20 protein-coding genes are annotated in these 25977 nt (G+C 64.6%); 9 read left to right on the top strand and 11 right to left on the bottom strand.

Annotated elements, in window-relative coordinates; translation table 11 throughout:
• Positions 1 to 20: 20 nt before the first annotated feature.
• Together ACGYLO_RS12995 and ACGYLO_RS13000 are read left to right on the top strand one after the other, a co-directional pair.
• Positions 21 to 482 (top strand): Lrp/AsnC family transcriptional regulator, encoded by a 462-nt coding sequence (locus ACGYLO_RS12995; protein ID WP_271689529.1) that lies wholly within the window; start codon positions 21 to 23, stop codon positions 480 to 482.
• 90 nt (positions 483 to 572) lie between these two features.
• The gene (locus ACGYLO_RS13000) at positions 573 to 1685 is read left to right on the top strand and encodes an S-(hydroxymethyl)glutathione dehydrogenase/class III alcohol dehydrogenase (protein ID WP_271689939.1); all 1113 of its coding nucleotides are present in this window, start codon (positions 573 to 575) and stop codon (positions 1683 to 1685) included.
• A gap of 32 nt (positions 1686 to 1717) precedes the next feature.
• On the opposite strand, the gene ACGYLO_RS13005 is transcribed toward ACGYLO_RS13000, so the two are convergent.
• Both ACGYLO_RS13005 and ACGYLO_RS13010 read right to left on the bottom strand, forming a co-directional pair.
• A complete protein-coding gene (locus ACGYLO_RS13005) occupies positions 1718 to 3175 on the bottom strand; it encodes a cobyric acid synthase (RefSeq protein ID WP_276154444.1) in 1458 nt (485 codons plus the stop codon).
• A gap of 128 nt (positions 3176 to 3303) precedes the next feature.
• Positions 3304 to 3624, bottom strand: a complete 321-nt coding sequence (locus tag ACGYLO_RS13010) for a DUF6280 family protein (protein WP_007120494.1) — start codon at positions 3622 to 3624, stop codon at positions 3304 to 3306.
• A 221-nt stretch (positions 3625 to 3845) separates the two neighbouring features.
• On the opposite strand from ACGYLO_RS13010, the gene efp reads away from it, so the two are divergent.
• On the top strand, positions 3846 to 4409 hold the full coding sequence (gene efp / locus ACGYLO_RS13015; RefSeq protein WP_271689531.1) for an elongation factor P: 564 nt from the start codon (positions 3846 to 3848) through the stop codon (positions 4407 to 4409).
• Positions 4410 to 4477: 68 nt separating this feature from the next.
• Here efp and ACGYLO_RS13020 read toward each other — a convergent pair whose 3' ends face one another.
• Positions 4478 to 5224, bottom strand: coding sequence for a folate-binding protein YgfZ (locus tag ACGYLO_RS13020; RefSeq protein WP_271689532.1), 747 nt, complete (start codon positions 5222 to 5224; stop codon positions 4478 to 4480).
• A 64-nt stretch (positions 5225 to 5288) separates the two neighbouring features.
• On the opposite strand from ACGYLO_RS13020, the gene ACGYLO_RS13025 reads away from it, so the two are divergent.
• Complete coding sequence (locus ACGYLO_RS13025; RefSeq protein WP_271689533.1) at positions 5289 to 5972, top strand: TIGR04283 family arsenosugar biosynthesis glycosyltransferase; 684 nt, start codon at positions 5289 to 5291, stop codon at positions 5970 to 5972.
• A gap of 32 nt (positions 5973 to 6004) precedes the next feature.
• Here ACGYLO_RS13025 and ACGYLO_RS13030 read toward each other — a convergent pair whose 3' ends face one another.
• The gene (locus ACGYLO_RS13030; protein ID WP_271689535.1) at positions 6005 to 7861 is read right to left on the bottom strand and encodes an ABC transporter ATP-binding protein; all 1857 of its coding nucleotides are present in this window, start codon (positions 7859 to 7861) and stop codon (positions 6005 to 6007) included.
• A gap of 233 nt (positions 7862 to 8094) precedes the next feature.
• Here ACGYLO_RS13030 and ACGYLO_RS13035 point away from each other — a divergent pair, with 233 nt between their 5' ends.
• Complete coding sequence (locus tag ACGYLO_RS13035; RefSeq protein ID WP_271689536.1) at positions 8095 to 9303, top strand: alanine--glyoxylate aminotransferase family protein; 1209 nt, start codon at positions 8095 to 8097, stop codon at positions 9301 to 9303.
• Here the strand turns inward: ACGYLO_RS13035 and ACGYLO_RS13040 are convergent.
• The gene (locus ACGYLO_RS13040; RefSeq protein ID WP_271689537.1) at positions 9300 to 10403 is read right to left on the bottom strand and encodes a pyridoxal phosphate-dependent aminotransferase; all 1104 of its coding nucleotides are present in this window, start codon (positions 10401 to 10403) and stop codon (positions 9300 to 9302) included. The genes ACGYLO_RS13035 and ACGYLO_RS13040 overlap by 4 nt on opposite strands.
• 119 nt (positions 10404 to 10522) lie before the next feature.
• Between ACGYLO_RS13040 and ACGYLO_RS13045 the strand changes: the two genes are divergently transcribed.
• On the top strand, positions 10523 to 11314 hold the full coding sequence (locus ACGYLO_RS13045) for a crotonase/enoyl-CoA hydratase family protein (RefSeq protein ID WP_271689538.1): 792 nt from the start codon (positions 10523 to 10525) through the stop codon (positions 11312 to 11314).
• A gap of 403 nt (positions 11315 to 11717) precedes the next feature.
• Here the strand turns inward: ACGYLO_RS13045 and ACGYLO_RS13050 are convergent, their stop codons facing one another.
• On the bottom strand, positions 11718 to 14903 hold the full coding sequence (locus ACGYLO_RS13050) for a valine--tRNA ligase (protein ID WP_271689540.1): 3186 nt from the start codon (positions 14901 to 14903) through the stop codon (positions 11718 to 11720).
• Between the two features lie 89 nt (positions 14904 to 14992).
• Positions 14993 to 15433, bottom strand: coding sequence for an Lrp/AsnC family transcriptional regulator (locus ACGYLO_RS13055; protein WP_271689541.1), 441 nt, complete (start codon positions 15431 to 15433; stop codon positions 14993 to 14995).
• Positions 15434 to 15533: 100 nt separating this feature from the next.
• Here ACGYLO_RS13055 and ACGYLO_RS13060 point away from each other — a divergent pair, with 100 nt between their 5' ends.
• The 3 genes from ACGYLO_RS13060 to ACGYLO_RS13070 all read left to right on the top strand — a co-directional run bounded on the left by ACGYLO_RS13060 (position 15534) and on the right by ACGYLO_RS13070 (position 20155).
• Positions 15534 to 16694, top strand: a complete 1161-nt coding sequence (locus ACGYLO_RS13060; protein WP_271689542.1) for a type III PLP-dependent enzyme — start codon at positions 15534 to 15536, stop codon at positions 16692 to 16694.
• A gap of 70 nt (positions 16695 to 16764) precedes the next feature.
• Positions 16765 to 19062 carry a xanthine dehydrogenase family protein molybdopterin-binding subunit gene (locus ACGYLO_RS13065; RefSeq protein WP_271689543.1) on the top strand — a complete coding sequence of 766 codons (2298 nt, stop codon included), beginning with the start codon at positions 16765 to 16767 and terminating at the stop codon, positions 19060 to 19062.
• Positions 19040 to 20155 carry a DUF2235 domain-containing protein gene (locus ACGYLO_RS13070; RefSeq protein WP_394374204.1) on the top strand — a complete coding sequence of 372 codons (1116 nt, stop codon included), beginning with the start codon at positions 19040 to 19042 and terminating at the stop codon, positions 20153 to 20155. The genes ACGYLO_RS13065 and ACGYLO_RS13070 overlap by 23 nt, the downstream gene beginning before the upstream one ends.
• Here the strand turns inward: ACGYLO_RS13070 and ACGYLO_RS13075 are convergent.
• From ACGYLO_RS13075 to putA, 4 genes are all read right to left on the bottom strand, one after another.
• The gene (locus ACGYLO_RS13075; protein WP_271689545.1) at positions 20128 to 20514 is read right to left on the bottom strand and encodes a GFA family protein; all 387 of its coding nucleotides are present in this window, start codon (positions 20512 to 20514) and stop codon (positions 20128 to 20130) included. The genes ACGYLO_RS13070 and ACGYLO_RS13075 overlap by 28 nt on opposite strands.
• Positions 20511 to 21254 carry a rhomboid family intramembrane serine protease gene (locus tag ACGYLO_RS13080; RefSeq protein ID WP_271689547.1) on the bottom strand — a complete coding sequence of 248 codons (744 nt, stop codon included), beginning with the start codon at positions 21252 to 21254 and terminating at the stop codon, positions 20511 to 20513. Before ACGYLO_RS13080 ends, ACGYLO_RS13075 begins: the two co-directional genes overlap by 4 nt.
• Positions 21255 to 21339: 85 nt before the next feature.
• The gene (locus ACGYLO_RS13085) at positions 21340 to 22491 is read right to left on the bottom strand and encodes an amidohydrolase (RefSeq protein ID WP_271689549.1); all 1152 of its coding nucleotides are present in this window, start codon (positions 22489 to 22491) and stop codon (positions 21340 to 21342) included.
• Between the two features lie 27 nt (positions 22492 to 22518).
• Complete coding sequence (putA, locus tag ACGYLO_RS13090) at positions 22519 to 25935, bottom strand: bifunctional proline dehydrogenase/L-glutamate gamma-semialdehyde dehydrogenase PutA (RefSeq protein WP_271689551.1); 3417 nt, start codon at positions 25933 to 25935, stop codon at positions 22519 to 22521.
• Positions 25936 to 25977: the final 42 nt, after the last annotated feature.

Consider the following 25977-nt stretch of genomic DNA (forward strand, 5'->3'; position numbering starts at 1 on the left):
TAGAATGAAAGATTTACCCAATGAACGAAATGTATGCGACGGACCGGCAGCTTGTCTTCCTGCTCCAGCAGGATTCGCGCCTGCCCAACGCACAACTGGCCGAAAAGCTGAACATATCCGCTTCCGCCTGCTGGCGGCGGGTCAAGGCGTTGGAGCAGGCGGGGGTGATCAAACGCTATGCCGCTGTAGTCGACCCCAAGGCGATGGGGCTGGGCTTCGAGGCAATGGTGCATGTGCATCTGACCCGGCATGACGCCTCGGCCCTCGCCAGCTTTATCCGCGCGATCCAAAGCCGGACGGAGGTGACGGAATGTTTCGCCACCACGGGCCAAGCGGATTATCACCTGCGCGTGCTGTGCCGTGATATCGACGCCTATAACGCCTTTTTGGAGAGCTTTCTGTTCCTGCATCCTGCGGTCAATTCGGCCACGACGAATGTGATCCTGCGGCAGATCAAATCCGACGCGCCGATTACTGGTTGAGGCGATCAGGGCAGCGTTTTCTGCGTTGGACATTTGCCGCATGCGTGCTTCATAAAGCAGCAGAGATCACACCCGAAGGAGAGACCCATGATGAGAACCCGTGCCGCCGTTGCCGTGGAAGCCGGCAAACCGCTTGAAATCATGGAGGTGAACCTCGAAGGCCCGAAACGGGGCGAGGTCTTGGTCGAGATCAAGGCGACCGGCCTGTGCCATACCGATGAGTTCACCCGCTCGGGCGACGATCCCGAAGGCATCTTCCCCGCCATCCTCGGCCATGAGGGCGCAGGCGTCGTGCTGGAAGTGGGCGAGGGCGTCACCACGCTGGAGCCGGGCGATCACGTGATCCCGCTCTACACCCCCGAATGCCGGGAGTGCGAATATTGCCTGAGCGGTAAGACCAACCTGTGTCAGGCGATCCGCGTGACCCAAGGTCAAGGCAAGCTGCCCGACGGCACGACCCGTTTCTCGATGCTGGATGGCACGCCGATCCACCACTACATGGGCTGTTCGACCTTCGCCAATCACACCGTGGTGCCCGAAATCGCGCTGGCCAAGGTGCGCAAGGACGCGCCTTTTGACAAGATTTGCTACATCGGCTGTGGCGTCACCACGGGCATCGGTGCCGTCATTAACACCGCCAAGGTTGAGCTTGGCGCGCGCTGCGTGGTCTTTGGGCTTGGCGGCATCGGTCTGAACGTCATTCAGGGCCTGCGCATGGCCGGGGCGGATCAGATCGTGGGCGTCGACCTTAATGACGACAAGGAAGAGGCCGCGCGTTACTTCGGCATGACCGATTTCGTGAACCCCTCGAAAGTTGACGGCGATCTGGTCGGGCATCTGGTTGAACTGACCAAGGGCGGCGCCGATTACTCCTTTGACGCCACGGGCAACACCAAGGTGATGCGCGACGCGCTGGAATGCGCGCATAAGGGCTGGGGTGAGAGCATCATCATCGGCGTGGCACCCGCGGGGGCCGAGATTTCGACGCGGCCTTTCCAACTGGTCACCGGTCGGGTCTGGCGCGGCACCGCCTTTGGCGGGGCCAAGGGGCGGACGGATGTGCCCAAGATCGTCGATTGGTACATGAACGGCAAGATCGAGATCGACCCGATGATCACCCATAAACTGACTTTGGATCAGATCAACGAAGGCTTCGATCTGATGCACAAGGGTGAATCGATCCGCGCAGTCGTCGAGTTTTAAGCGTTGGGCTGGAGGGCTGCGCGCTCTCCAGCCTAGACCTCTGCCGCGAGGGAGAGGAACAGGTCGACATCCATATAGGTCTCGACATGATCGGCCAGCGCGTCCAGCGCCTCTTCCACGCCGGTTTCAAAATCCAGCGATGAGGTGACGCCGAAGCCGCCAAGATAGGCGCGGCGGAAGGCATCCGAGCTGAAAATCCCGTGCATATAGCAGCCCTGCACCCGGCCCGAAGGGGAGGCCGCGCCCTCGGGCGTGCCGTCGAAGCTGAGCCACGCGCGGGCGCAATCTGGGCCGGTGGTTTCTCCGATATGGATCTCATAGCCAGTGAGGGCGGTGCCGCTGGCCGGGTGCTGGCCGCGTTTTTCCGATAGATGCTTGAGCGGGGCCATCATGGTTTCCACATCCAGATGCCCCAGCCCGGCCACCCGCGCCGCCGGGCCTTCGATCCCCTCGGGGTCGGTGATGGTCTTGCCCAGCATCTGATAGCCGCCGCAAAGCCCCAGCACATGACCACCGCGCCGGATATGGGCGGCAAGGTCGATGTCCCACCCCTCGGCCCGGAAGGCTTCGAGGTCGGAGATCGTGGATTTACTGCCGACCATGAGCACCAGATCGGCCTCGGCGGGCATAGGGCTGCCCGGCATGATCATCCGCAGGTCGACGCCCGGCTCGGCGGCCAGCGGGTCGAGGTCATCGAAATTGGCGATCCGGGGCAGGCGCGGCACGGCGATAACACAGCCCGACCCGCCCGAGCGGGCGCGGGCGGGCAGGTCCATCACGTCTTCGGCGGGCAGGCGGTGGGCGGCATCGAACCACGGAATTACCCCAAGGCTCGGCCAGCCGGTACGCGCGGCGATGTCATCGCGCCCTGCGTCAAAGAGGCTGCGGTCACCGCGGAATTTGTTCACTGCAAAGCCGCGGATCAGCGCGTTGTCTTCGGCACCAAGCACGGCCTGTGTGCCGACGATTTGCGCGATCACCCCGCCGCGGTCGATATCGCCCATCAGCACCACCGACACCCCGGCGGCGCGGGCAAAGCCCATATTGGCGATGTCGCCCGCCCGCAGGTTCGTCTCAGCCGGAGAGCCCGCGCCCTCGATCACGATCAAGTCGCAGCTTTCGGCCAAACGGTGAAAAGATTGCAGCACCGCGGGCATCAGGCTGGCTTTGTTGCGGCCAAATTCCCGCGCCTCTTGCTGACCTGCGATCCTGCCCTGCACCACCACCTGCGCGCCGGTGGCGCTCTGGGGTTTCAGCAGCACCGGGTTCATATCCGTATGCGGGGCCACGCCCGCCGCGCGGGCCTGCAACGCCTGCGCGCGGCCAATCTCGCCCCCGTCTTCGGTGACGGCGGCGTTGTTGGACATGTTCTGCGGTTTGAAAGGGCGAACACGCAGGCCACGCCGGGCGCAGGCGCGGATCAATCCGGCGACGATCATCGACTTGCCGACATTGCTGCCGGTGCCCTGGATCATAATGGCTTTGGTCATGTCTGCTTGCCCTTGGTTTCGCGCAAATTGGCGCAAATCAGGGGCAGGGGAAAGCCCATCGCCGAGGGGCAGACACAAAAAAACGCAGCCCGAAGGCTGCGTCAATTGCGCCGCTTGGCGAATATGTCTTAGGCGGCTTCGGCCTGAAGCGCGGCATTGCGGCGCTCGGATTCTTCACGCGACAGGGCGACGGAGGTCCGCACGCCTTTGCCGACGAATTCCATCAAGCCTTCGACGACCCGCTCGTTGGGGTCGATACCGGCACAGCTCAGAACCTCGCGGCCATCGCGCGAGCGGGCCCAGCGGGCGATCTGTTCAGGGCCGTTGCCATATTTCTTGTCATCGGCAATTGCGTCATCCAAAGCAGCTAGCACCACAGCAGCAAAGAGCTTGCGTGCGCGGTTGCCTTGCTCGTTGTTGAAAGCGGTGCCATCAACGAAATCTTTCATCTCGTCGTCCTTTCGATTATTCTTGCTCTTGTCATTCGGGCGTGGAGGCCCTTATGACGGATATCTTTTGATTCGGATACCTCTATTTAGCATACCACCCATGCAGCTTGCGCATATCTAGTTGTTGCGGCAGCGGAGAATAACGCCTGCTTGCAGGGAACCATCCCTCCCGATATAGACCCGGACATCATATCATCAACCTTATGTCGTGGTTTTGTCACATGCCCAAGATTAACGGAAACGAGATCCGCCCCGGAAACGTCCTTGAACATAACGGTGGCCTCTGGGCGGCTGTGAAGGTCGATCACGTGAAGCCCGGCAAGGGCGGCGCCTTTGCCCAAGTCGAGATGCGCAACCTGCGCAACGGCTCCAAATTGAACGAACGCTTCCGTTCCGCCGATAAGGTCGAGCGCGTGCGTTTGGAGCAAAAAGACCAGCAATTTCTGTATGAAGACGACGGTATGCTGGTGGTGATGGACACCGAAACCTATGAGCAGGTGCAGCTGGATGCCGAGCTTTTGGGTGACACACGTCCCTTCCTTCAGGACGGCATGATGATCGTGGTCGAGTACCATGAGGCCGAGGCGCTGAACGCGCGTCTGCCGCAAAAAGTGGTCTGCAAAATCGCCGAGACAGAGCCGGTCGTCAAAGGCCAAACAGCGGCGAATTCTTTCAAGCCTGCTATCTTGGAAAACGGTGTAAAGATTTCCGTCCCCCCCTTCGTGGGCCAAGACGAAGACATCGTGGTGAACACCGAAACCATGGAATATGTCGAACGCGCCTGACGCGACGTCATCCAACGTAAGCTAAATCAGCCCCGGTTTTGCCGGGGCTTTTTGTTGTTCTGGCGCGCTCAGGCGGCAGGGCCGGGCCAAGTGACCTGCGCATCACCGGCCTGCATCGGGCCTTTGGCGCGGTCGAACCGCAGATGCGCCAAAGCCTGACCGCCCGCTTGGGTGTAGAGCGTGCCCGCGGGTTTCCCCTCTGCCGTGATTGCCGTGCCGGGGGCGGCGCTGCCGCTGACCTCGACCCGGGTCAGCCCTTTGCGCAACTCGGTCTTGTGTTTCATCCGGGCGGTCACCTCTTGGCCGACATAGCAGCCTTTGCGGAAATCCAGCCCGTTGATCCGATCAAACCCCGCCTCAAGGATAAAGGTATCGGGGGTGAGTTCGATCCCCGTCTCGGGGATCAGATGCGCCACGCGCAGGGCGTCCCAATCGGTCGCGTCCTCGGTTTGCGGCGTGTCGCGATAGGCGCGCCAGCCCATTTCGGGATGCCGCGGATCGGCTAAGGCGTCGTCGGGTACAGGCCCGGTGCCGCGGTGCAGGTGCAGATCGCTGGGGGTGATCGTTACCTTGGCGCGCAGTTTATACATCGACAGCCGCTGGTTCAGCATATCGCCAAGGCTTTCATCCACGTCCAGCAGAACGTCATCGCCATCGGCGATCAGAAAGAAATCGGCCATATATTTGCCCTGCGGCGTCAGCAGGGCGGCATAGACCGGGCCTTGGTCCAGTTTGCCGACGTCATTGGTCACGATTCCTTGCAGAAAGTCGCGGGTGTCGGGGCCGGAGAGGCGCAGAATGCGGCGCGGGGTCATGCGGGTGTCCTTTGATTGCTGGCCATGACATATAACCTGTCAAAGCCATCCAAAAGGGGCAACCATGCGCGCGCCGATCTCTGTCGTCATTCCCAGCCTCAACGCGGCCACGGCGCTGCCCGCTTGCCTCGCCGCGCTCGTCGAAGGTTTGCAGGCCGGGCTGATCCGCGAGGTGATCTTGAGCGATGGGGGCTCCACGGATGGCACGCGTGCGCTGGCCGAAGGCTGGGGGGCTGAGGTCGTCTCGGGCGCGCCCTCGCGGGGCGGTCAGTTGCGGCGTGGGTGTGATGCAGCGCAGGGCGCATGGCTCTTGGTGCTGCACGCTGACACGGTGCTGGCCCCGGGCTGGAGCGATGCGGTGCAGGATCACATGGCGCACAGGGCCGAAGGGGCGGGGTGGTTCCGCCTGCGCTTCGATCAGCGCGGTTTGGCGCCACGGTTGGTCGCGGGCTGGGCGAACCTGCGCAGCGGTCTTGGCCTGCCCTATGGCGATCAGGGGTTGCTGTTGCCCCGCGCGCTTTATGACGCGGTGGGCGGCTATCCCGATCAGCCGCTGATGGAGGATGTTGCGCTCGCCCGCGCCCTGCGCGGTCGCTTGACCCGGCTCAATGGCGTCGCCGTGACCAGTGCTGAGAAATACCGCCGTCAGGGCTGGCTGCGGCGCGGGGGGCGCAATCTCTGGACACTGACCCGCTATGCGATGGGGGCCAGCCCCGAGGCGCTCGCCGAAAGCTACCGGCGTTCGTGAAAGGGGCGCGGGTTTCCCCACGCCCCGCGCATTCAGTTAAAGAACGCCGCCCCGATCCGTTGGAGCAGATTGGGCTGGCGCGCCTTTTCGCGGCGTTTCTTCGCGGAGAGGGCGCTGAGGCCGCGGGCATCCGATACGGTTTTTCCGTCGCGATATTGCAGGCGGTAGAGATCGGCATAGATGCCGCCGCGCTCCATCAGCTCGTCATGGGTGCCCTCATCGGTGACGCGGCCCCGGTCCATAACCACGATCTTATCCGCGCTGCGGATGGTCGACAGCCGGTGCGCGATGACGATGGTGGTGCGCCCTTTGGCGAGGCGATCGAGCGCGTCCTGCACGACCTGTTCCGATTGCGCATCCAAGGCGCTGGTGGCCTCATCCAGAAGCAGGATCGGCGTGTCGCGCAGCAGGGCGCGGGCGATGACCACGCGCTGGCGCTGCCCGCCCGACAGGGCCGAGCCGCGTGGCCCCACGCGGGTTTCCAGCCCCTGTTCCAACTGCGGCAGGAAGTCCGCCACATGGGCGGCTTTCAGCACACGGTCGAGCTCTTCATCGGTGACATTCTCTCGGCCCAGCACGATGTTCTCGCGCAGTGTTTCATCGAACAAAAGCGCTTCCTGCGTCACGACAGAGAAGAGGCCGCGCAGGTCCGGTATGGTCATCGCGCTGGTGTCGACCCCGCCGATCCGCACGCTGCCGCTTTGTGGATCCACCAGCCGGGTGAGCAGGTTGAAGATGGTCGATTTCCCCGCCCCCGAGGCCCCGACCAACGCGGTCGTCTGGCCCGCTTTCGCGGTCAGGTCCAAGCCGTTCAACACCTTCGTGTCGCCATAGGAGAGCGAGACATCCGTCAGGGTCACATCGGGCGGGCCATCGGGCGCGGCCTGCGCTTTGTCCGGGCTGCGCAGATGCAGGGGCGCGTCGAGCAATTCCTTGATCCGTTCCAGCGCGGCGGCGGCCATCTGCCATAGGCCGCTGATCGCACCAAGTCGGCGCAGGGGGGAGAACATGAACCCCAGCGAGGTGAAGAAGGTCATGAACTCACCAATGGTCTTATTGCCCGCGATGATCTCGGACCCGCCGTAGACGATCACGGCCATAAAGCCGATGCCCGACATGATGTCGATCATCGCCGGGATCGCGGAGTTGCCAAAGGCGGCACGGACTTCGGTGCGGATAAAGGTGCGCGTCAACTCGCGGTATTGGCGGGCTTGGTAGTTCTCTAGCGCGTTGAGCTTGATTTGTACGATGCCGTGGAAAACCTCGTCCAACCGTGTCGAGAGGCTGGCCCCGATATCGCGCGCCTCGCGCGAGCGGGCGCGGACGAAACGCTGGGCGATGGCGGCGGGCAGCACCATGAGCGGCACGCCGACCATTGCCAGAAGCGCCCAAATCGGGTCAATCGCGATGGCCACGCCCATGAGGATCACCAGCCCCACCAGATCGCGCCCCGCGCCGGTTATGAACGCCCGCCAAACATTACCTACCGCATTCACATCCGATTGCACGCGTTGCACCAGAAAGCCGGGCGGGTGGCTTTGGTGGAAAGCACCGTCTTGCTGCATCATCCGGTCGAGCAGGTCGATGCGTAGGTCCGCCGCCGTGCGTTGAGCGACGCGGGTCAGCAACACCTTTTGCACCACCGTGGCCAGCGCGCGCAGGGCAAAGATCGCCACCAGAACCAGCCCAACCCAGACCAGCGCACCTTGGTCGCCGCCGACGAAGACGCGGTCAAACATCGGCTCCATCAGTTTCGCCAGCACGCCCAGGGTCGAGCCTTCGATGATCATGAAGATCACCGCGATGGCCATCAGACCGGTGTGTTTCTTTAGATAGTCCCGCCAAAGCCAGCGCATCAACTGCGCGGAGGTGTAACTGTCATCATTCATACCGGTGCCTGATCCTTTTGGGCAGTCGGATCCCGTGTACGAAAGCCGCGCAGGCAGGGCAAGCCGTCGTGCAGGTCGGGCAAGGCGGGCAGGGGAAGGCCTGCGCGCGTGGAAGGGGGGCGCGGGGGCGCACCTTACCTAAGGTCCGATCGCGTGTTGACCCCGGCCTGCCGGGCAGTAAGCTGCGCCCGACCGTCCCCCGGTCACGCATTTTCAAAACGGCAGCCAATATCATGACAAAGCAGAATAAACTCGCCCCCGGTCGTTCGTACCTCGCCATTCCCGGCCCCTCGGTCATGCCCGACGCGGTGCTGAGCGCGATGCACCGCGCGGCCCCCAATATCTATGAAGGCGAGTTGGTCGAGATGATGCCTGCGCTGGCCGCCGACCTGAAGCGCGTGGCGCGTACAGATCGTCATGTGGCGATGTATATCAGCAACGGCCACGGCGCTTGGGAAGCTGCGCTGAGCAATGTCATAGCCTCCGGCGACCGGGTGCTGGTGCTGGCCACGGGGCGTTTCGGCCATGGCTGGGCCGAAATGGCGACGGGGCTGGGGGCGGAGGTGGATATCCTCGACTTTGGCCGCAACGCGCCCGTCGATCTGACGCAGGTGGCCGAGCGTTTGAAGGCCGACAGCGGCCATCAGATCAAGGCGGTGATGGCGGTCCATGTGGACACCTCAAGCTCGGTCCGCAACGATGTGCCGGGCCTGCGCCGCCTGTTGGATGAGGCGGGCCATCCCGCGCTCTTGATGGCCGATTGCATCGCGTCATTGGGCTGTGAGCGCTTTGAGATGGACGCTTGGGGCGTCGATGTCATGGTCACCGCTTCGCAAAAGGGGCTGATGGTGCCGCCGGGCATGGCCTTCGTCTTTTTCAACGATCGGGCCGAGGAAGCCCGTGCGCGTCTGCCCCGCGTGAGCCGCTATTGGGACTGGTCGCCGCGCGCCCATGCGCAGGAGTTTTATCAATACCACGGCGGCACGGCGCCGACGCATCACCTCTACGGCCTGCGCGCCGCCCTCGATATCATCCATGAGGAGGGGATCGAGCAGGTCTGGCAGCGCCATGAAACGCTGGCCCGCGCGGTTTGGGCAGCCTGTGAGGCGTGGTCGGCGGAAGGCAGCCTGCGGTTCAACATCGAAGACCGCGCCCTGCGCAGCCATGCTGTCACCGCGCTGCGGCTGCAAGCGCCCCATGCGACCGAGTTGCGCAATTGGGTCCAGGGCAATTTGGGGCTCACACTGGGCGTGGGGCTGGGTATGGCCCTGCCGGGGGAGCCTGCGTGGCACGGGTTCTTCCGCCTTGGTCATATGGGCCATGTGAATGGCCATATGATCATGGGGCTGCTCGGCGGGATCGAAGCCGGGCTTTCGGCGCTAAAGATCGACCACGGGCCGGGCGCCTTGCAGGCCGCGGCGAAGGTGATCGGCGGGGCTTAAGCCCCGCGCGCGTCCGTTAAGGCCTTGGGCAAGGCGGCGGCGAAGTGATCCAGCTCTTCCGCCGTGCTGCAACTGATGCGGATGCAGCGGTTTTGCGGGGCGGCAAAGGGCATGCGCACGAAGATCCCCCGCGCCACCAGTGCGTCGAGAACCGCCTTCGCGAAAGCGCCATCGCGGCCACAGTCAACGGCGACGAAATTGGCGGCAGAGGGGAGGGTGCTGAGCCCGTTTTCTTCGGCGATTTGGGCGATCCGGCGGCGCGCCTCGGCGATCTTAGTCTGAACCTCTTTCAGGTAGCTCTGATCCTGCACCGCCGCCAAAGCCCCCGCCTGCGCCGCGCGGTTTAAGCCAAAGTGATTGCGGACCTTGTGAAAGGCGGTGATCAACTCGGGCGCGGCGATGGCATAGCCGATCCGCGCCCCGGCAAGGCCGTAGGCTTTGGAAAAGGTCCGCATCCGGATCACCCGTGGGTCATCGGCGGAAAGCGCGGGCGCGGTGCCCTCGGGGGCGCATTCGATATAGGCTTCATCCAGCAACAGCAGGCTGCCTTGGGGCAGGTCGTCGAGCGCGCGTGCCAGTGCCGCGCCCTCATGCCAAGTGCCCATCGGGTTGTCGGGATTGGCGAGGTAGACGAGCTTGGCGTCCACCTCCGCCGCTTTGGCGAAAAGCGCCGCCGGGTCTTCGTGATCGTCGCGGTAGGGCACTTTGTGCAGCACGCCGCCAAAGCCTGCGACATGGTAGTTGAAGGTAGGGTAGGCTCCTTCGGAGGTCACCACCGCGTCGCCTTCGCCCACCAGTAGGCGGACGAGATAGCCCAGCAACCCGTCGATTCCTTCGCCGACGATGATGTTTTCGGGGGTGACGCCATGCAGTTCGGCCAGTGCCGCGCGCAACTCTACGCTTTCGGAATCGCCGTATTTCCACATCTCGGTCTCCGCCATAGCCGCGATGGCGCGGGGCGAGGGGCCAAAGACGTTTTCATTGGCGCCGAGCCGCGCTTTGAAGGGGCGGCCAAGGACGCGCTCCTGCGCTTCGGGGCCCACGAAGGGGACATTGGCGGGCAGGCGTTTGGCGAGGGGGGTGAGGCGTGCATATGTCATGCGCCAAGGTGTAGGGGCGGGCCCGTAAGAGGGCAAGTGCCGCAGCACCTGCCGCCACGTTTTGCTGGTGCCGCGCGGTGATCTGCGCTGAACTGCGCCAAACATTCAGGAGAATAGCCATGCCCCGCGTCACCACCCGGATCGAAGACCCTATCGCCTATGTGACCCTCACCCGCGCCGACAAGATGAACGCGGTGGATGATGAGATGATCGAGGCGATCATCGCGGCAGGGCAGGAGGTTGCGGCCTCGGACGCCCGGGTGGTGTTGCTCTCGGGCGAGGGCAAAGGCTTTTGCGCGGGCATTGATATTGGCGGGCTCTCGGGGATGCTGGGGCAGGATGTCGAGGCCTTGATCATGCCCCGCAGCCATGGCGAAGGCACGACGAACAAATGGCAAGAGGTGTCGATGGTTTGGCACCGTTTGGAAATCCCGGTCATCGCGGCGCTGCATGGGGTGGTTTTTGGCGCCGGGATGCAGCTGGCGCTTGGAGCGGATATTCGGATTGCCGCGCCGGATACGAAGCTCGCGGTGATGGAGATGAAATGGGGCATCGTGCCGGATATGGGCGGTATGGTGCTGCTGCCGCGGCTGGTGCGCTCGGACGTGTTGCGGCGGTTGACCTATACCGCCGCGCCGGTGGACGCCGCGCAGGCGGAGCGTTGGGGGCTGGTGACCGAGGTCGCCGAAGACCCGCAAACAGCGGCGCTGGAACTGGCGCAGGTGATCGCGGGGAAGGGGCCGAATGCGATCCGCACAGCGAAGCGCTTGATCGGATATGCGGAGACGGGGGCATCGGATGCGGATGTGCTCTTGGCCGAGTCGCGTGAGCAGGCAGCGCTGTTGGGCAAGCCCGAGCAGATGGAGGTGATCGCGGCGGAGTTCGGCAAGCGGCCTGCGGTGTTTAAGTAGGACGGCAAGCGCGGCATTTGCGTTGCGCCTGACAGCCCGGAATCAAGGCCGCAGGCCGCCGGGCAGCGCCAGACCGCCCGGACGGGCTGGCGCTTTTGCAATCGAAGTGCTGTCCTGTGAGCTTGGCGTAAGTGCTGCGGGGATAAATTGCCCAACTGGCGCGTCAGATGCGCCAACCCGCGGTCTGGCACTCCCCGGCTCGCGCGCCGATTGCCCGTCTCGCTACAGCCCGGAAACAAGGCCGTAAGGCCGCCGGGCAGCGCCAGACCGCCCGAACGGGCTGGCGCTTTTGCAACCGAAGTGCTGTCCTGTGAGCTTGGCATAAACGCGGCAGAGATAAACTGCCCAACTGCCCCCTTTGCAGCGCCATCCCGCGGTCTGGCGCTGCCCGGCTTTGTTGGTCTCAGCCCAGCTCGGCCAACCGGTCCAGTGCCGCCTGCAACTGGTCCGCCTCTTCCTGACGCGCCGCGAGGTTCGCCTGCGCTTCGGCCACGACCTCTTCCGGCGCGGAGGCGGCGAACTTGGGGTTGTTCAAACGCCCCCTCAGCCCACCGATCTCCTTGCCCAGCTTGTCGAGCGACTTCTGCAGACGCGCCTTCTCGGCGTCGATGTCGATGAGACCGGCCAAGGGCAGGCCGAAGCTCGTCCCCGGGGCGGCGATCGAGACGGTGCCTTTCGGGAAGCTGTCGGCCTTCTCAAGGCCCTCCACCCGCGCCAGACGCTTGATCATCACCTCGTTGCGGTCCCAAGCGCCTTGTGCTGCCTCGTCCATCTCGGTCACCAGCATCGGCACCTTCAGCCCGGCGGGCACATGCATCTGCTGACGGGCGGAGCGGATGCTCTCGATGAGGCCGATCACCCAGTTAAGCTCCCGGTCCGCGTCGGCATCGAGCAGATCGGCGGTGGTGTAGGCGGGCCAATCGGTGAGGGCCAGAAGCTCATCGCGCTTGGCGGTGGTCTGCCACAGCTCTTCGGTGATGAAGGGCATGATCGGGTGCAGCAGGATCAGGCATTGCTCCAGCACCCAGGCCATGGTGGCGCGGGTCTCCTCGGCCTCGGGGGCGTCGTCCTGCAACAGTGGCTTGGAAAGCTCCACGTACCAGTCGCAGACCTTGCCCCAGACAAAGGCGTAAAGCGCATTGGCCGCGTCGTTGAAGCGGAAGTTGCCAAGTGCGGCGTCGACTTCCTCGCGCACGCGGGCGGTCTCGCCCACGATCCACTTGTTCAGCGTCGCGGTGGGCTGGGGCATCCCAGCGGGCATGGCCTCAAACACGCCGTTCATCTCGGCGAAGCGATGCGCGTTCCACAGCTTGGTGCCAAAGTTGCGATAGCCCGCGATGCGCTGCGTCGAGAGCTTCAGGTCGCGTCCCATGGCGGCCATGGAGGTCAGAGTGAAGCGCACGGCGTCGGCGCCGTAGTCGTCGATCAGCTCCAGCGGGTCGAGCACGTTGCCCAAGCTCTTCGACATCTTCTTGCCCTTCTCATCGCGCACCAGCGCGTGGACATAGACGGTGTCGAAGGGTTTTTGGTCGACCACGGCATATTGCATCATCATCATCCGGGCGACCCAGAAGAAGATGATGTCAAAACCGGTCACCAGCACGGAGGTGGGGAAGTATTTTTCCAGCTCAGCGGTTTGCTCGGGCCAGCCCAGCGTGCCGATAGGCCAAAGGCCGGAGGAGAACCATGTGTCGAGCACATCGGGGTCGCGGCGTAGAAAGAACGTTAACTCTCGCTGACCAGTCTTCCTATCGTTCTGAATTTTGAACCGAGTCTTGCGGCTGCTGCCAATCTTCTCGACGTAAACCTGTTCTTCCAGCCCATTCAGGCGCGCAAACTCATTATATACATCAAACTCTTCCTTGGTTTGGGGCCATCCTTGCTCGGGGTCCCCAAACATCTCCTCGATTATGATTTTGTCGTTAGGAAAGCGTGCCTCATAGAGCTCAATTGCTTGTGCTTTAACTGCTTCAAAATCCGCACCGCAGAAGCTTTTAAACTCTAAAGTTTTGTCATTATGGGATTGGGGCGCGAGGCCATACCACACCGGGATCTGATGGCCCCACCAGAGCTGGCGCGAGATGCACCACGGCTCGATGTTCTCCAGCCAATGGAAATACACCTTGCGGTCTTGTTCGGGCAGGATCGTCACTTCGCCCGAGCGCACGGCGTCGATGGCGGGCTGCACGATCTTGTCGGTGGCGACGAACCACTGGTCGGTCAGCATCGGCTCGATCACCACCTTGGAGCGGTCGCCGAAGGGCTGCATGATCTTCTTGGCTTCAACCAGCGGCACGAGGCTCTCTTCCTCGGTGCGCATCTCGCCGCCCTCGCCGGGCTCGACGGGGGCCTTCTTGGCGGCGCGGCCAAGGCGGGGATCGGTCGCCTCGGTCATCACGGCAAGGCCCTTGGCGGTCACGTCCTCAACCACGCGCTTGCGGGCCTCAAAACGGTCGAGGCCGCGGTAGGCTTCCGGCACGAGGTTGATCTCGGTCGCGTCCTCGGGGGCGGCTTCCGATCCCTCAGCAATGGCCTGCGCGCGGGCGGCGGCCTGATCGTAGGGCAGACCATCGGCGCGCATTTTCCCTTGGGTGTCCATCAGCGCATAGAGCGGAATGCCGTTGCGCTTGGCGACGCCGTAGTCGTTGAAGTCATGGGCGCCGGTGATCTTCACAGCACCCGAGCCGAAGTTCTTGTCCGGGTATTCGTCGGTGATGATTGGGATCAGGCGGCGCTGCTCTTTCGGTCCGACGGGAATTTCGCAAAGTTTTCCGACGATTGAGGCATAACGCTCATCCGATGGATGAACCGCCACCGCGCCGTCACCGAGCATGGTTTCGGGCCGCGTGGTGGCGATGGAGATATAGTCGCGTGTCTCTTCAAAGAGCACGTTACCGTCCTCGTCCCGCTCGACGTAGGTATAGGTCTCCCCCCCCGCCAGCGGGTATTTGAAATGCCACATGTGGCCATCGACCTCGATGCTCTCGACCTCGAGGTCGGAGATCGCGGTCTCGAAATGCGGGTCCCAGTTGACCAGCCGCTTGCCGCGGTAGATCAGCCCCTTGTTGTACATGTCCACGAAGACCTTGATCACGGCATCGTGGAAATTGCCCTCTTCGCCCGCGGGCGCACCCGGCGCGCCGGACATGGTGAAGGCGTTGCGCGACCAGTCGCAGGAGGCGCCCAGACGGCGCAGCTGGTCGATGATCGTGCCGCCGGATTTCTGCTTTTGCTCCCAGACCTTGGCGGTGAACGCCTCGCGGCCCAGCTCGCGGCGGCCGGGTTGGCCGGTGGCAGCCAATTCGCGCTCCACCACCATTTGCGTGGCGATGCCCGCGTGGTCTTGGCCGGGCTGCCAAAGCGTGTCGAAACCCTGCATCCGATGCCAGCGCACGAGGATGTCCTGTAGCGTGTTGTTGAAGGCATGGCCCATGTGCAGCGAGCCGGTGACGTTCGGCGGCGGGATCATCACCGAGAAATGCGCGTCCCGCTGCGCATTCGCGCCCGCTTTGAACGCGCCCTTGGTCTCCCAATCGGCGTAGATGCGGCTTTCCGCCTCGGCGGCGTTGAAGGTCTTTTCGAGTGCCATGGTCATGATCCCTTTTGTTGCGCCCCGTTTAGCGCTCTGGCGCGGTAAGGGAAAGACCCCTGACAGGGGGTGAGGCGCGGGGGCAGGGCTTAGCCGCTGCGGTCGATCTTGGTGCTGAGGTGGATCAGGCTCTCGCTGCCCTTAACGCCCCGGGTCTCGCCGATGCGGTCAAGGGTCTCGTCCAACTCCTGCGTGGTCTGCGCTGCGATTTGTACCAGCAGGTCAAAGCGGCCCGAGGTGGTGTGCACCACCTGCACCGCCGGAAGGCTGCGCAGCCGCGCCAATACGGCGGGGCCAGCACGCAGCTCGATATTGACCAGAGCCGTGGCATGCAGCGGCGCGCTGGCGGCTTCCCCCAAACGCAGCGTATAGCCGAGGATGGCGCCGCCGCGTTCCAGCCGTTCCAGCCGGGCCTGAACGGTGGTGCGTGCAAGGCCAAGGCCGCGCGCCAGATCGGCGACCGGTTGACGGGCGTTGGATTGAAGTGCCGCGATCAAAGCGCGGTCGGTGTCGTCAAGCTGTACTATCATATCGTCATTTTGCCCAAAGTTCGCATCACTTTAGGCGGTCTGACACGATGAATCGACCGAAATTCACGCTTTACTGGAGAAAAGCAGTGAAGAGGCCCCCATGCAGCATATCGCCCCCCTTTCCGATAGTCCCGCCGCCTATTTGGCGAAACACAGCCCCGATAAGCCGGTGTTGTTTCTGGCTCCTTCAGTGCTGCAAGCCACCGCGCGGCGGTTTCAGGCGGATTTCGACGGGCTGGTAACCTATGCAGTCAAGGCCAACGACCGGGCGGAGGTGCTGTCGAACCTTGTCGCGGCGGGGATCACCACCTTCGATGTCGCCTCCCCGGCAGAGATGGCGGCGGTGCGGGCGGTCTGCCCGCAGGCGGTGCTGCATTACAACAACCCCGTGCGCTCGGCCTCCGAGGTGGAGGCCGGGATCGCGGCGCGGGTCTATAGCTGGTCGATCGATGACATGTCGGAATTGGCCAAGCTGCGCGACGTGCCGCGCGATAATGAGGTGGCGGTGCGCTTCGCCTTGCCGGTCAAGGGCGCGGCTTATGATTTCGGGTCCAAATTCGGCGCGGCCCCTGAACAGGCAGCGGACCTGCTGCGCGCGGTTGTCCAGATGGGGTTCACGCCGTCGATGTGTTTCCACCCCGGCACGCAGTGCAATGATCCGCAGGCTTGGGTGCAATATGTCCATGCGGCGGCGGATATCCTGCGGACGGCGGAGGTCTCGATCAAACGGTTGAACATCGGCGGGGGCTTCGCCGTGGACCGTGGGTTTGACGCGCCCGATCATCGGGCGGTTTTTGCTGCCGTGAACGCGGCGCTGGCCGAGAGTTTTGGGGTGGATGCGCCTTTGCTGCTGTGTGAGCCGGGCCGGGCGATGGTGGCTGACGCCGCCGTATTGGCGACCCGTATCAAGGGGATGCGCAACGATGGGCGGACGGTTTTCCTGAACGACGGTATCTATGGCGGGCTGCCCGATCTGCGCGATATGGGGCTTTCGGGGTTGGTCGATGTGGTCGGCCCCGATGGCACGCGGCGTCTGGGGGCGGCCAAGCCGCGTGTGGTCTTCGGCCCCACTTGTGATTCGCTGGACCGTCTGCCCGATGGCCTGCCGCTGCCCGAAGATGCGCAGACCGGGGATTATCTCTTGTTCGGCGGCATGGGCGCTTATTCCATCGCCATGTCGACCGCCTTCAATGGGTATGGGCTGGCGGGGGTGACGCTTGTCTCGGACCTTGAGGGCGCGCCCAAACGCAAGGCGGCCTGAGCCTCTGGACACTGGCGGCGCGCCCGTTACTGTTGCGCTGAAAGAGGCAGGGCAGCAGGGGCGGTGTCAGATGGAAAAGTTCGGGAAAAGCCAACCGGTCAAACGGGTGGAAGACCACCGCTTCCTGACCGGTGCGGGCCGCTATGTCGATGATATCGCCCCCGCCGGGGCGCTGTATGGCGTCTTTTTCCGCGCGCCCGTGGCCCATGGGGTGATCACTGAGTTGGACGTAGATGAGGCCCGCGCGGCGGATGGCGTGCATCTAGTGCTGACCTGCGCCGATCTGGAAGCGGCGGGAATGAATATCGCCTTGCCGCATACGGTCGTCGACAACCGCGATGGCAGCAAAGGCGCGACGCCGCTGCGCCCGATGCTGGCCAAGGACCGCGTGCGCTATGTGGGCGAGCCGGTGGCGCTGGTGGTGGCCGAGAGTTTGCAACAGGCCCGCGACGCGGTTGAGATGATCCTTTTCGAGGCCGACGATCTGCCCGCCAAGATGGATGTCGCCCCGGGCGGTGAGCCTCTGCACGCAGAGGCCCCCGACAACCGCGCCTTTGACTGGCATATGGGCGATGAGGCCAAGGTTGAGACGGCTTTTGCCAAAGCCGCCCATCGCGTCCGGCTCGAGGTTGGTGACAACCGCATCATCGTCAACTCCATGGAGCCGCGTGGCTGCTATGCCGAATGGACCGAGGGCCGCTTGCATGTGGCGCTGGGCGGGCAGGGCGTCTGGGCGCATAAGGGGTTTCTGACCAAAGCCTTCGGCCTGCCCGAAGACGCGGTGCGCGTGACCAATCCCGATGTGGGCGGTGGGTTCGGCATGAAGGCGATGACCTACCCGGAGTATTTCTGCGTGGCCCAAGCCGCGCGGGCGCTGGGCCGTCCGGTGCGCTGGATGTCGGAGCGGACCGAAGCCATGCTCACCGACAACGGCGGGCGCGATCTGGTGTCTTGGGCCGAGTTTGCCTTTGACGAAAACCACAAGATCACCGCCTACCGTGTCGACACGCGCTGCAACCTTGGGGCTTATAACAGCCAGTTCGGCCAGCCGATCCAGTCGCAGCTCTTCTCCAAGGTCTTGATGGGCGTCTATGACGTGCAAGACACCTATCTGCATGTCGAAGGGTTCTACACCAACACCGTGCAGGTCGACGCCTATCGTGGGGCCGGACGGCCCGAGGCGATCTATGTGTTGGAGCGGTCGATGGACCGCGCCGCGCGTGAGTTGGGCGTCGATCCGTGGGAGTTACGGCGGATCAACTTCATCAAGCCTGAGCAATTCCCCTATACCACTGCCACGGGCGAGCTTTACGATGTGGGCGATTTTGCACGCCTGCTGGCCCGGGTGGGGCAAGAGGCCGACCGCGACGGTTTTGCCGCGCGCCGGGCGGCGGATGCCAAACGCGGCCTGCTGCGGGGGCAGGGGCTGTGTTACTATATCGAGAGCATTTTGGGCGACCCCTCCGAAGGGGCCAAAGTGGTTTTCGAGGGCGATGGCCGGGTGACGATCTATGTCGGCACCCAAAGCAATGGGCAGGGGCATGAGACGGTCTATGCGCAGTTCCTCTCGGACCAGACTGGCATCCCCGCCGAGCGGATCGACGTGGTGCAGGGCGACAGTGATCTGATCAAGAAGGGTGGCGGCACCGGCGGCTCGCGCTCGGTCACCACGCAGAACACGGCGACCTTGGCCACCGTGGCGAAGATCACCGAAGTCTTCACCGCCTTTCTGGCCGAAGAGTTGGGCGTTGCCGCTGCGGATATCACTTTTGACGATGAACGCTTTCGCGCGGAAGGGTCGAACATCAGCCCGACCATGCTGGAGGTGGCCGAGATGGCCCGCGCCAAGAGCCGCGACGATCTGCTGAGCCACCACGAACGCGCCAGCCTGCCGGGGCGCAGCTATCCCAACGGGGCGCATGTGGCCGAGGTGGTGATCGACCCCGAGACCGGGGTGGTGACGCTGGACCGCTACACCGTGGTCGACGATTTCGGCAATCTCATCAACCCGATGCTGGCGGAGGGGCAGGTCCACGGCGGCGTGGCGCAGGGCATTGGTCAAGCGGTGCAGGAGCGGGTGGTCTATGACGAGGACGGCCAGCTTTTGACCGCCACTTTCATGGATTACGCCATGCCCCGCGCGGCCGATCTGCCGATGATCTCTTTCACCTCCGAACCAGTCCCCTCGACCGCCAATGTCATGGGCATGAAGGGCTGCGGGGAGGCGGGCACCGTCGGTGCCTTGGCGGCGGTGTCGAATGCGGTGCAAGATGCCCTGTGGGAACGCGGCGTGCGGCAGGCGGATATGCCGTTCACCCCGCACCGTGTCTGGGAGATGCTGCAAGGTGCCGCAATCGCAGCCGAGTAAAAACCTATTCCAACGGCTTTTCGGGCGGTTCTGGCGGCGGCCTGAAAGCGATTTCGGCCCGCGCCGGGGGGCGGTGACCCATGTCATCATCCTTGATGGGACCATGTCCTCGCTCGAACTGGGGCGCGAGACCAACGCGGGCATTGCCTATGGCCTTTGCCGCGAGATGGGCAGCGCCCTGTCGATCTATTACGAGCCGGGGCTGCAATGGCGCGATTGGCGCAGCGCTTTGGATGTGATCTTGGGCCGCGGGATCAACCGGCAAATCCGCCGCGCCTATGGATATCTCGCCTCGCGCTACCGACCCGGAGATCGGATTTTCCTGCTGGGCTATTCGCGCGGCGGCTATGCGGTACGCTCCCTCGCCGGGGTGATCGACCGGGTGGGGCTTCTGCGCGCTGAAGTGGCGACAGAGCGTAACATCCGCGATGTTTACCGCCATTATGAGGCGCATCATCTGAGCAAGGCGGGCGAACTCTTTGCCCGCGCCAACTGCCACCCCGAGGTCGAGATCGAGGCGATTGGCGTTTGGGACACGGTCAAATCGCTGGGCCTCAACGCGCCGCTGTTCTGGCGGTTCTCGCAGCCGCTGCATATGTTCCACAACCATGACCTCAGTCGCAACGTGAAGAACGGCTTTCAGGCGCTGGCGCTGAATGAGACGCGCGTTGCCTATGCCCCGGTGCTGTGGACCACGCCCGAGGGCTATGACGGCCGGTTGGAGCAGGTCTGGTTTCCCGGCACCCATGGCGATGTCGGCGGCCAATTGGGCGGGCATGAGACTGCGCGCCCCTTGGCCAATATCCCGCTGGTCTGGCTGCTGTCGCGGATGGAGGACAGCGGCCTGCCGCTGCCCGCAGGCTGGGCCACGCGGTTCGATCAAGACCCCGCCGCGCCCTCCATCGGGCGCTGGCGCGGCTATGGCAAGATGCTGGTGACCCGCCGCCGTCGGGTGGTGGGCGCGGACCCGTCCGAGCGACTGCACGAAAGCGTGGAGCAGCGCCGCGAACAGTCTCAGCCGCAGCCGGGGCTGCTGGCCCGGATGCAGGGTGTGATCTCCGGCCTTCAGCCGGGGTCGCGGTCCGAGGGGTGATTGATGCCATCGCTATAGGGCAGCGGCTCCATCTCCCATGGCAAGACCCCTTCAATCGCACCAAGGTTCACGCCGCATTCATCGGGGTCCGAGCGGCGGCGGTGGTGGGTATAGATGCCGCAGGTCTTACAGAAGTAGTGCTGCGCCGTATGGGTGCCCCATGTGTAGCGCGTAAGATTCTCGGCCCCTTTCAGCACGGTCACCGTCTCGGCCAGCGCGGTCACTGTGGCGGCGGCACGGCGGCGACAAAAGGAGCAGGTACAGCGCGCGGCCGAGGCTAGCCCACGCGGAAACAGCGCTTCGATCACCACGGCCCCGCAGTGGCACGAGGCTCGGCGGGTTTCGGAGGTTTCGGTCATTTGCGTCTCACTTTCGGAATGCGGCTCTCGCTCAGGTCATAGTCGGCGGCGGCATGGGGCGGATGGCCATGGGTCTGCCGCCAAAAGGCAAAACCGCCCCGCCGCAGCCACAGCGGCAGGGTCAACACAAGCCCCGCGATGAACCCGCCCGCATGGGCCCAATAGGCCACCCCGCCGGTGCCCGGCGTGGCCCCGATCCCGCCGATGAACTGCATGCCGAACCACAGGCCCAGCATGATCCACGCCGGGATGGCGAAGATGCGGAAGAAAACGATGAAGATCACCAGAATGTCGACCTTGGCACGCGGGAAGAGCAGCAGGTAGCCTCCCATCACCCCAGCGATCGCGCCCGAGGCGCCGACCATGGGCACCCATGAGAGCGGTTCTGTCACGACTTGGCCCAGACCCGCGGCGATGCCACAGGCAAGGTAGAACAGCAGATAGCGCCCATGGCCCATCTCATCTTCGACATTGTCGCCGAAGATCCACAAAAACAGCATGTTACCCGCCAGATGCATCCAGCCGCCATGCAGAAATTGCGAGGTGATGAGGCCGAAATACCCCTCCCCATGGCTCAGCCGCGCGGGCAGCAATGCGTAGCTGTAGTAAAACTCGGCCAAGGCCCGCTCATCCGCCATCAGCGACAGGGAAGACAGGAACACCCCGATGTTGAGCGCCATCAGCGCATAGGTGACGAAGGGCGTTCGGCCCGAGGGGTTGTGATCGCGGATCGGGAACATGCGGGCCAGCCTTTGCCAAGTCGTCCGCAGCGTCAAGCGGCGCGGGGGATCGTCATGACCTTAGCTGCGCCCGCGGGGGCTTCTGTCAAGCGGAACCGAGCAAATCCCGCGCGATCCGCTCAAAAATTCCGGCGCCCACGGGGATCAGATCATCGGGGAAATCGTAATCAGGGTTGTGCAGGGCGGCATAGCCCTCGCCGGGGCCGAGGCAGAGCATTGCGGCCTTGGCATCGCGCCCGAACAGGCCGAAATCCTCTGAGGCGCGCATCGGCAGATTTTTCTGCCCGTGTGACACGCCAAGCGCGTCCATCGCCGCGGCGGCGATCGCGTAGGCCTCGGGGTGGTTGATGGAGGCGGCGAAATGGTCGGATTCCGCGAAAGCTGCGGTCAGCCCATGGACCTCGGTCACGCGCGCGACATCGGCGCGCAGGGCCGCTTCGATCTTGGCCAGCGCATCGTCTCGGGTGCTGCGCAGGGTGGCGTAGAGCGCCGCTTCGCCCGGGGCGACGCCAAAGGTCGGCTCACCCATGCGCAGATGGGTGAGGGTGACGAGGCGGAAGTCATCATCAAGCGGCCCGCCGGGGCCGAGCGCTTGCAGCGCCGGGATCAATTCGGCCAGTGCAGGTGCGGGGGAGGTGCCGTCTTCGGGGCTGGCGGCATGGGCGGTCTTGCCGTGCAGGGTGACGGAGATGCCTTTCGAGGCGCAGTTGATCAGCGCGGGCGCGGTGTCGACATGGCCAAAGGGGCGGCCCGGCTCGACATGGATGGCAAACGCGTAATCGGCAGCGATCTCGGCATAGCTCGGATCGTTCACCACTGCCCGCGCGCCGCTGCCGTCTTCCTCGGCGGGTTGGAACATCAGCACCACGCGGCCCTTCGCGACGGGGCGGCGCCCGATCATCCGGCCGAGCGCCAAGAGCATGGTCATATGGCCGTCGTGGCCGCAGACGTGGGACTTGCCCGGTACCTTAGAGACCCAAGGAATGTCATGATCCTCGGGGATCGGCAGGGCGTCGAGTTCCGCGCGGAAGAGCACCGTGGGGCCGGGGCTGCCGCTGTCGAAAACCGCCGCCACCCCATGCCCGCCAAGGCCGGTGAGGATGCGCGTAGGCGCGAGCTTTTCCAGTTCCGCCGCGATGGTCCGGGCGGTTTCCACTTCCTCGCCCGAAACCTCGGGGTATTGGTGGAGCGCCCTGCGAAACTGCGTCAACTCTTCGATATCGCGGTTCGTCAGCATGGCGCTCCCCCTAAGTGCGCGGCCCGTTCAGGCCATCATCCCCAAGAGCTGTGCATTGCCGCCCGAGGCGGTGGTGTCAACACAGACATGCCGCTCAGCACGGACGCGCGCGGTGTCGGGCTTGCCGCGCAGAAGCGGGATGATCGCCCCCTCGCGGGCCGCCAGCGCCTTGTCGATTTGCCGCGCCGTCTCCTCATCGCCCCACCAGAGCACGCCGCCATAGGCCGGGCCGGTGGTGAGCGCTTCGGGGTCGATGGGGCCTGTGGCCTCAACCGCGACACCGCCGAGGGCGCGCACGGCTTTGGCCTGCGCCGCCGCCGTCTCGGCCCCCGGGCCCATGCAGAGAAGCGCGGGGCGGGGCAGGGTCGACAGGCGGTTGCTCTCGCCGGTGGGTCCGGGCATTGACTGGGTCTCTAGAACGGTCGGCAGATGCGCGGGCAGGGCGGGCAGGCTCTGCTGCGCGTTGTCCCATGTGCCGGAAGCCTCCTGATGGTCGGGCGCGGCGAAACGCGGCAAGTAGTTCGGCCCGCCCGCCTTCGGCCCGGTGCCCGAAAGCCCCTCGCCGCCGAAGGGCTGGCTGCCGACGATGGCGCCGATCTGGTTGCGGTTCACGTAGATGTTGCCCGCCTCGATCCGCTCCGAGACATGCTGCACCCGGTCGTCGATCCGCGTGTGCAGACCGAAGGTAAGGCCATAGCCGGTGGCGTTGATCGCGTCGATCACATCGTCGAGCTCATGGCTCTTGAAGGTCGCCACATGCAGCACGGGGCCGAAAATCTCCCGCTGCATGTCGCTGATGCCATCAACCTTCAGGATCGCTGGGCCGACGAAGGTGCCGCCTTCGGGCGCTTCTAGTTCGGCGATCAGCCGGCCCTCCGCGCGGGCGGCCTCGACATGATCGACGATGGTCTGTCGCGCGGCATCGTCGATGACGGGGCCCACGTCGGTCGACAGATGCCATGGATCGCCCATGCGCAGCGCCTGCATCGCGCCCTTGAGCATGGTGATCAGGTCCTCGGCGATGTCCTCCTGCACGTAGAGGCAACGCACGGCGGAGCAGCGCTGGCCCGCGGATTGGAAGGCGCTTTCGACGATGGCCTGCACGGCCTGCTCGGGCAGGGCAGTGCTGTCGACGATCATGGCGTTGAGGCCACCGGTCTCGGCAATCAGCGGGGTGCCGGGGGCGCAATGCTCGGCCATGTTGGCGCGGATGCGCAGGGCGGTGGCGGTTGAGCCGGTGAAGGCCACGCCGTTGACGCGGGCGTCGCCGGTGAGCGCCGCGCCCACCTCGCCGCCGCCCGGCAGCAGTTGCAGCGCGGCGCGCGGCACGCCGGCCTCGTGCAGCACCTTGACGGCAAGCTGTGCGATCAGCGGGGTCTGCTCGGCCGGTTTGGCGAGCACGGCATTGCCTGCGGCCAGGGCTGCCGTGACCTGCCCGCAGAAGATCGCCAGCGGGAAGTTCCACGGCGAGATGCAGGTGAAGATGCCCGCGGGCGGCTCGTTGGTGGCTTGACCTGCGTAGTAGCGCAGGAAATCCACCGCCTCACGCAATTCGGCCACGCAGTCGGGCAGACCCTTGCCAGCCTCGCGGGCGAGGATGGCGAAGATCTCGCCGTAGCGGTCCTCGAGCATGTCGGCGGCGCGCAAAAGCGTGTCGCGGCGGGTGTTGAGAGGCGCGTCCCAAGGCGCGGCAGTGTCGAGCGCCGTGGCCACATCGGCCTTGGAGGCAGGGCGCACGGTCCCAGGGGAGGCACCCCCGGTAGGGTTGGCGACGGTTTCAGCCGCCTCGGGCGCAGCTTCGCCCGCTAGTAGCGGTGCGGCTTCCCATGTCGCCTCCGCGAAGTGCGCACGGGCTTCTTCGATCGCGGCGAGGGTTGGGGTATGCGCCAGATCGAAGCCGCGCGCATTGGCGCGTTGCGGCTGGAACACTTCCGGGCCTTTCGGGATCGAGGGCACGCTGTCGTGCAACTGGTCGAAGGGATCGGCGGCCACGACCTCGGGCGGCACGTCCTCGTCAACGATCTGGTTCACGAAGCTGGAGTTCGCCCCGTTCTCCAAGAGACGCCGGACAAGATAGGCCAGCAGATCGCGGTGCGCACCGACGGGAGCGTAGATGCGGCAGCGGGTGCCGTGTTTCTGCATGACGATGTCATGCAGGGTCTCGCCCATGCCGTGCAGGCGTTGGAACTCGTAAGCCTCCGGATCGTCGGCCATATGCAGAACGGCGGCGACGGTATGGGCGTTATGGGTGGCGAACTGCGGGTAGATGCGGTCGGTCATGCCCAGCAGTTTGCGGGCATTGGCGATGTAGCTCACATCCGTCGCGGCCTTGCGGGTGAAGACCGGGAAACCGTCGATCCCCTCGACCTGCGCGCGCTTGATCTCGGTGTCCCAATAGGCGCCCTTGACCAGCCGCGCCATGATGCGGCGGTCGTGGCGCTGCGCCATTTCGTAAAGCGTGTCGATCACCACGCCCGCGCGCGGGCCATAGGCCTGCACGACCACGCCGAAACCGTCCCAGCCGGCCAGCGCAGGCTCGCCCATCACCGTGTCGATCACCTCGAGCGAGAGTGCGAGGCGATCGGCTTCCTCTGCATCGATGTTGAGGCCCATGCCAGCCGATTTCGCCAAGAGTGCCAGCGCCCGAAGGCGCGGCACCAGATCGCGCATCACGGCCTCTTCCTGCGCCAGCTCGTAGCGCGGGTGCAGGGCCGAGAGCTTGACCGAAATGCCGGGGTTCTTGCGGATGTCGTCATGGGTGCAGGCATCTGCAATGGCCGAGATCGCGCGGGAGTAGCTGAGGTGATAGCGCTTGGCATCGGCCTCGGTCCGTGCGGCTTCGCCCAGCATGTCGTAGCTATAGGTGAAGCCCTTCTTTTCCATTCCGCGGGCGCGTTTCATCGCGGCCTGAATGTCCTCACCCAGCACGAACTGGCGGCCCATCTCGCGCATGGCGCGGCTGACGGCGGTGCGGATCACCGGCTCGCCCAGACGTTTGATCGCCGCCCGCAGGTGGCGCACCGGGCCGGGCTGGTCGTCGTCGAGCACGCGGCCCGTCAGCATCAGCGCCCATGTCGACGCGTTGACGAGGCTGGAGGTCGAATGCCCCATGTGGCGGCCCCAGTCCGAAGGGGCGATCTTATCCTCGATCAGCGCGTCGATCGTCTCGGCATCTGGCACGCGCAAGAGCGCCTCGGCGAGACACATGAGCGCCACGCCTTCCTCGGTGCTGAGCCCGTATTCGGCGAGGAAGACTTCCATCATGCCGGGGGCCGAGGTGCCGCGGATGTCACGCACCAGACCCGCCGCATCGGCGGTGATCTTGGCGCGGTCCTCGGGCGAAAGATCGGCCTGCGCCTTGAGCTCGGTGAGCAGCGCGTCAGGCTCGGCATAGGTGCGCGCGTCGATGGTTTGGCGAAGGGCGGGGGCGTGATCGAGGGCCATGGCAAGCTCCAGTTGATGTTTGGACCAGAATACCGCATGTTG

The sequence above is a fragment of the Sulfitobacter sp. 1A13353 genome, assembly GCF_043557255.1.
Lineage (GTDB): Bacteria > Pseudomonadota > Alphaproteobacteria > Rhodobacterales > Rhodobacteraceae > Sulfitobacter > Sulfitobacter faviae.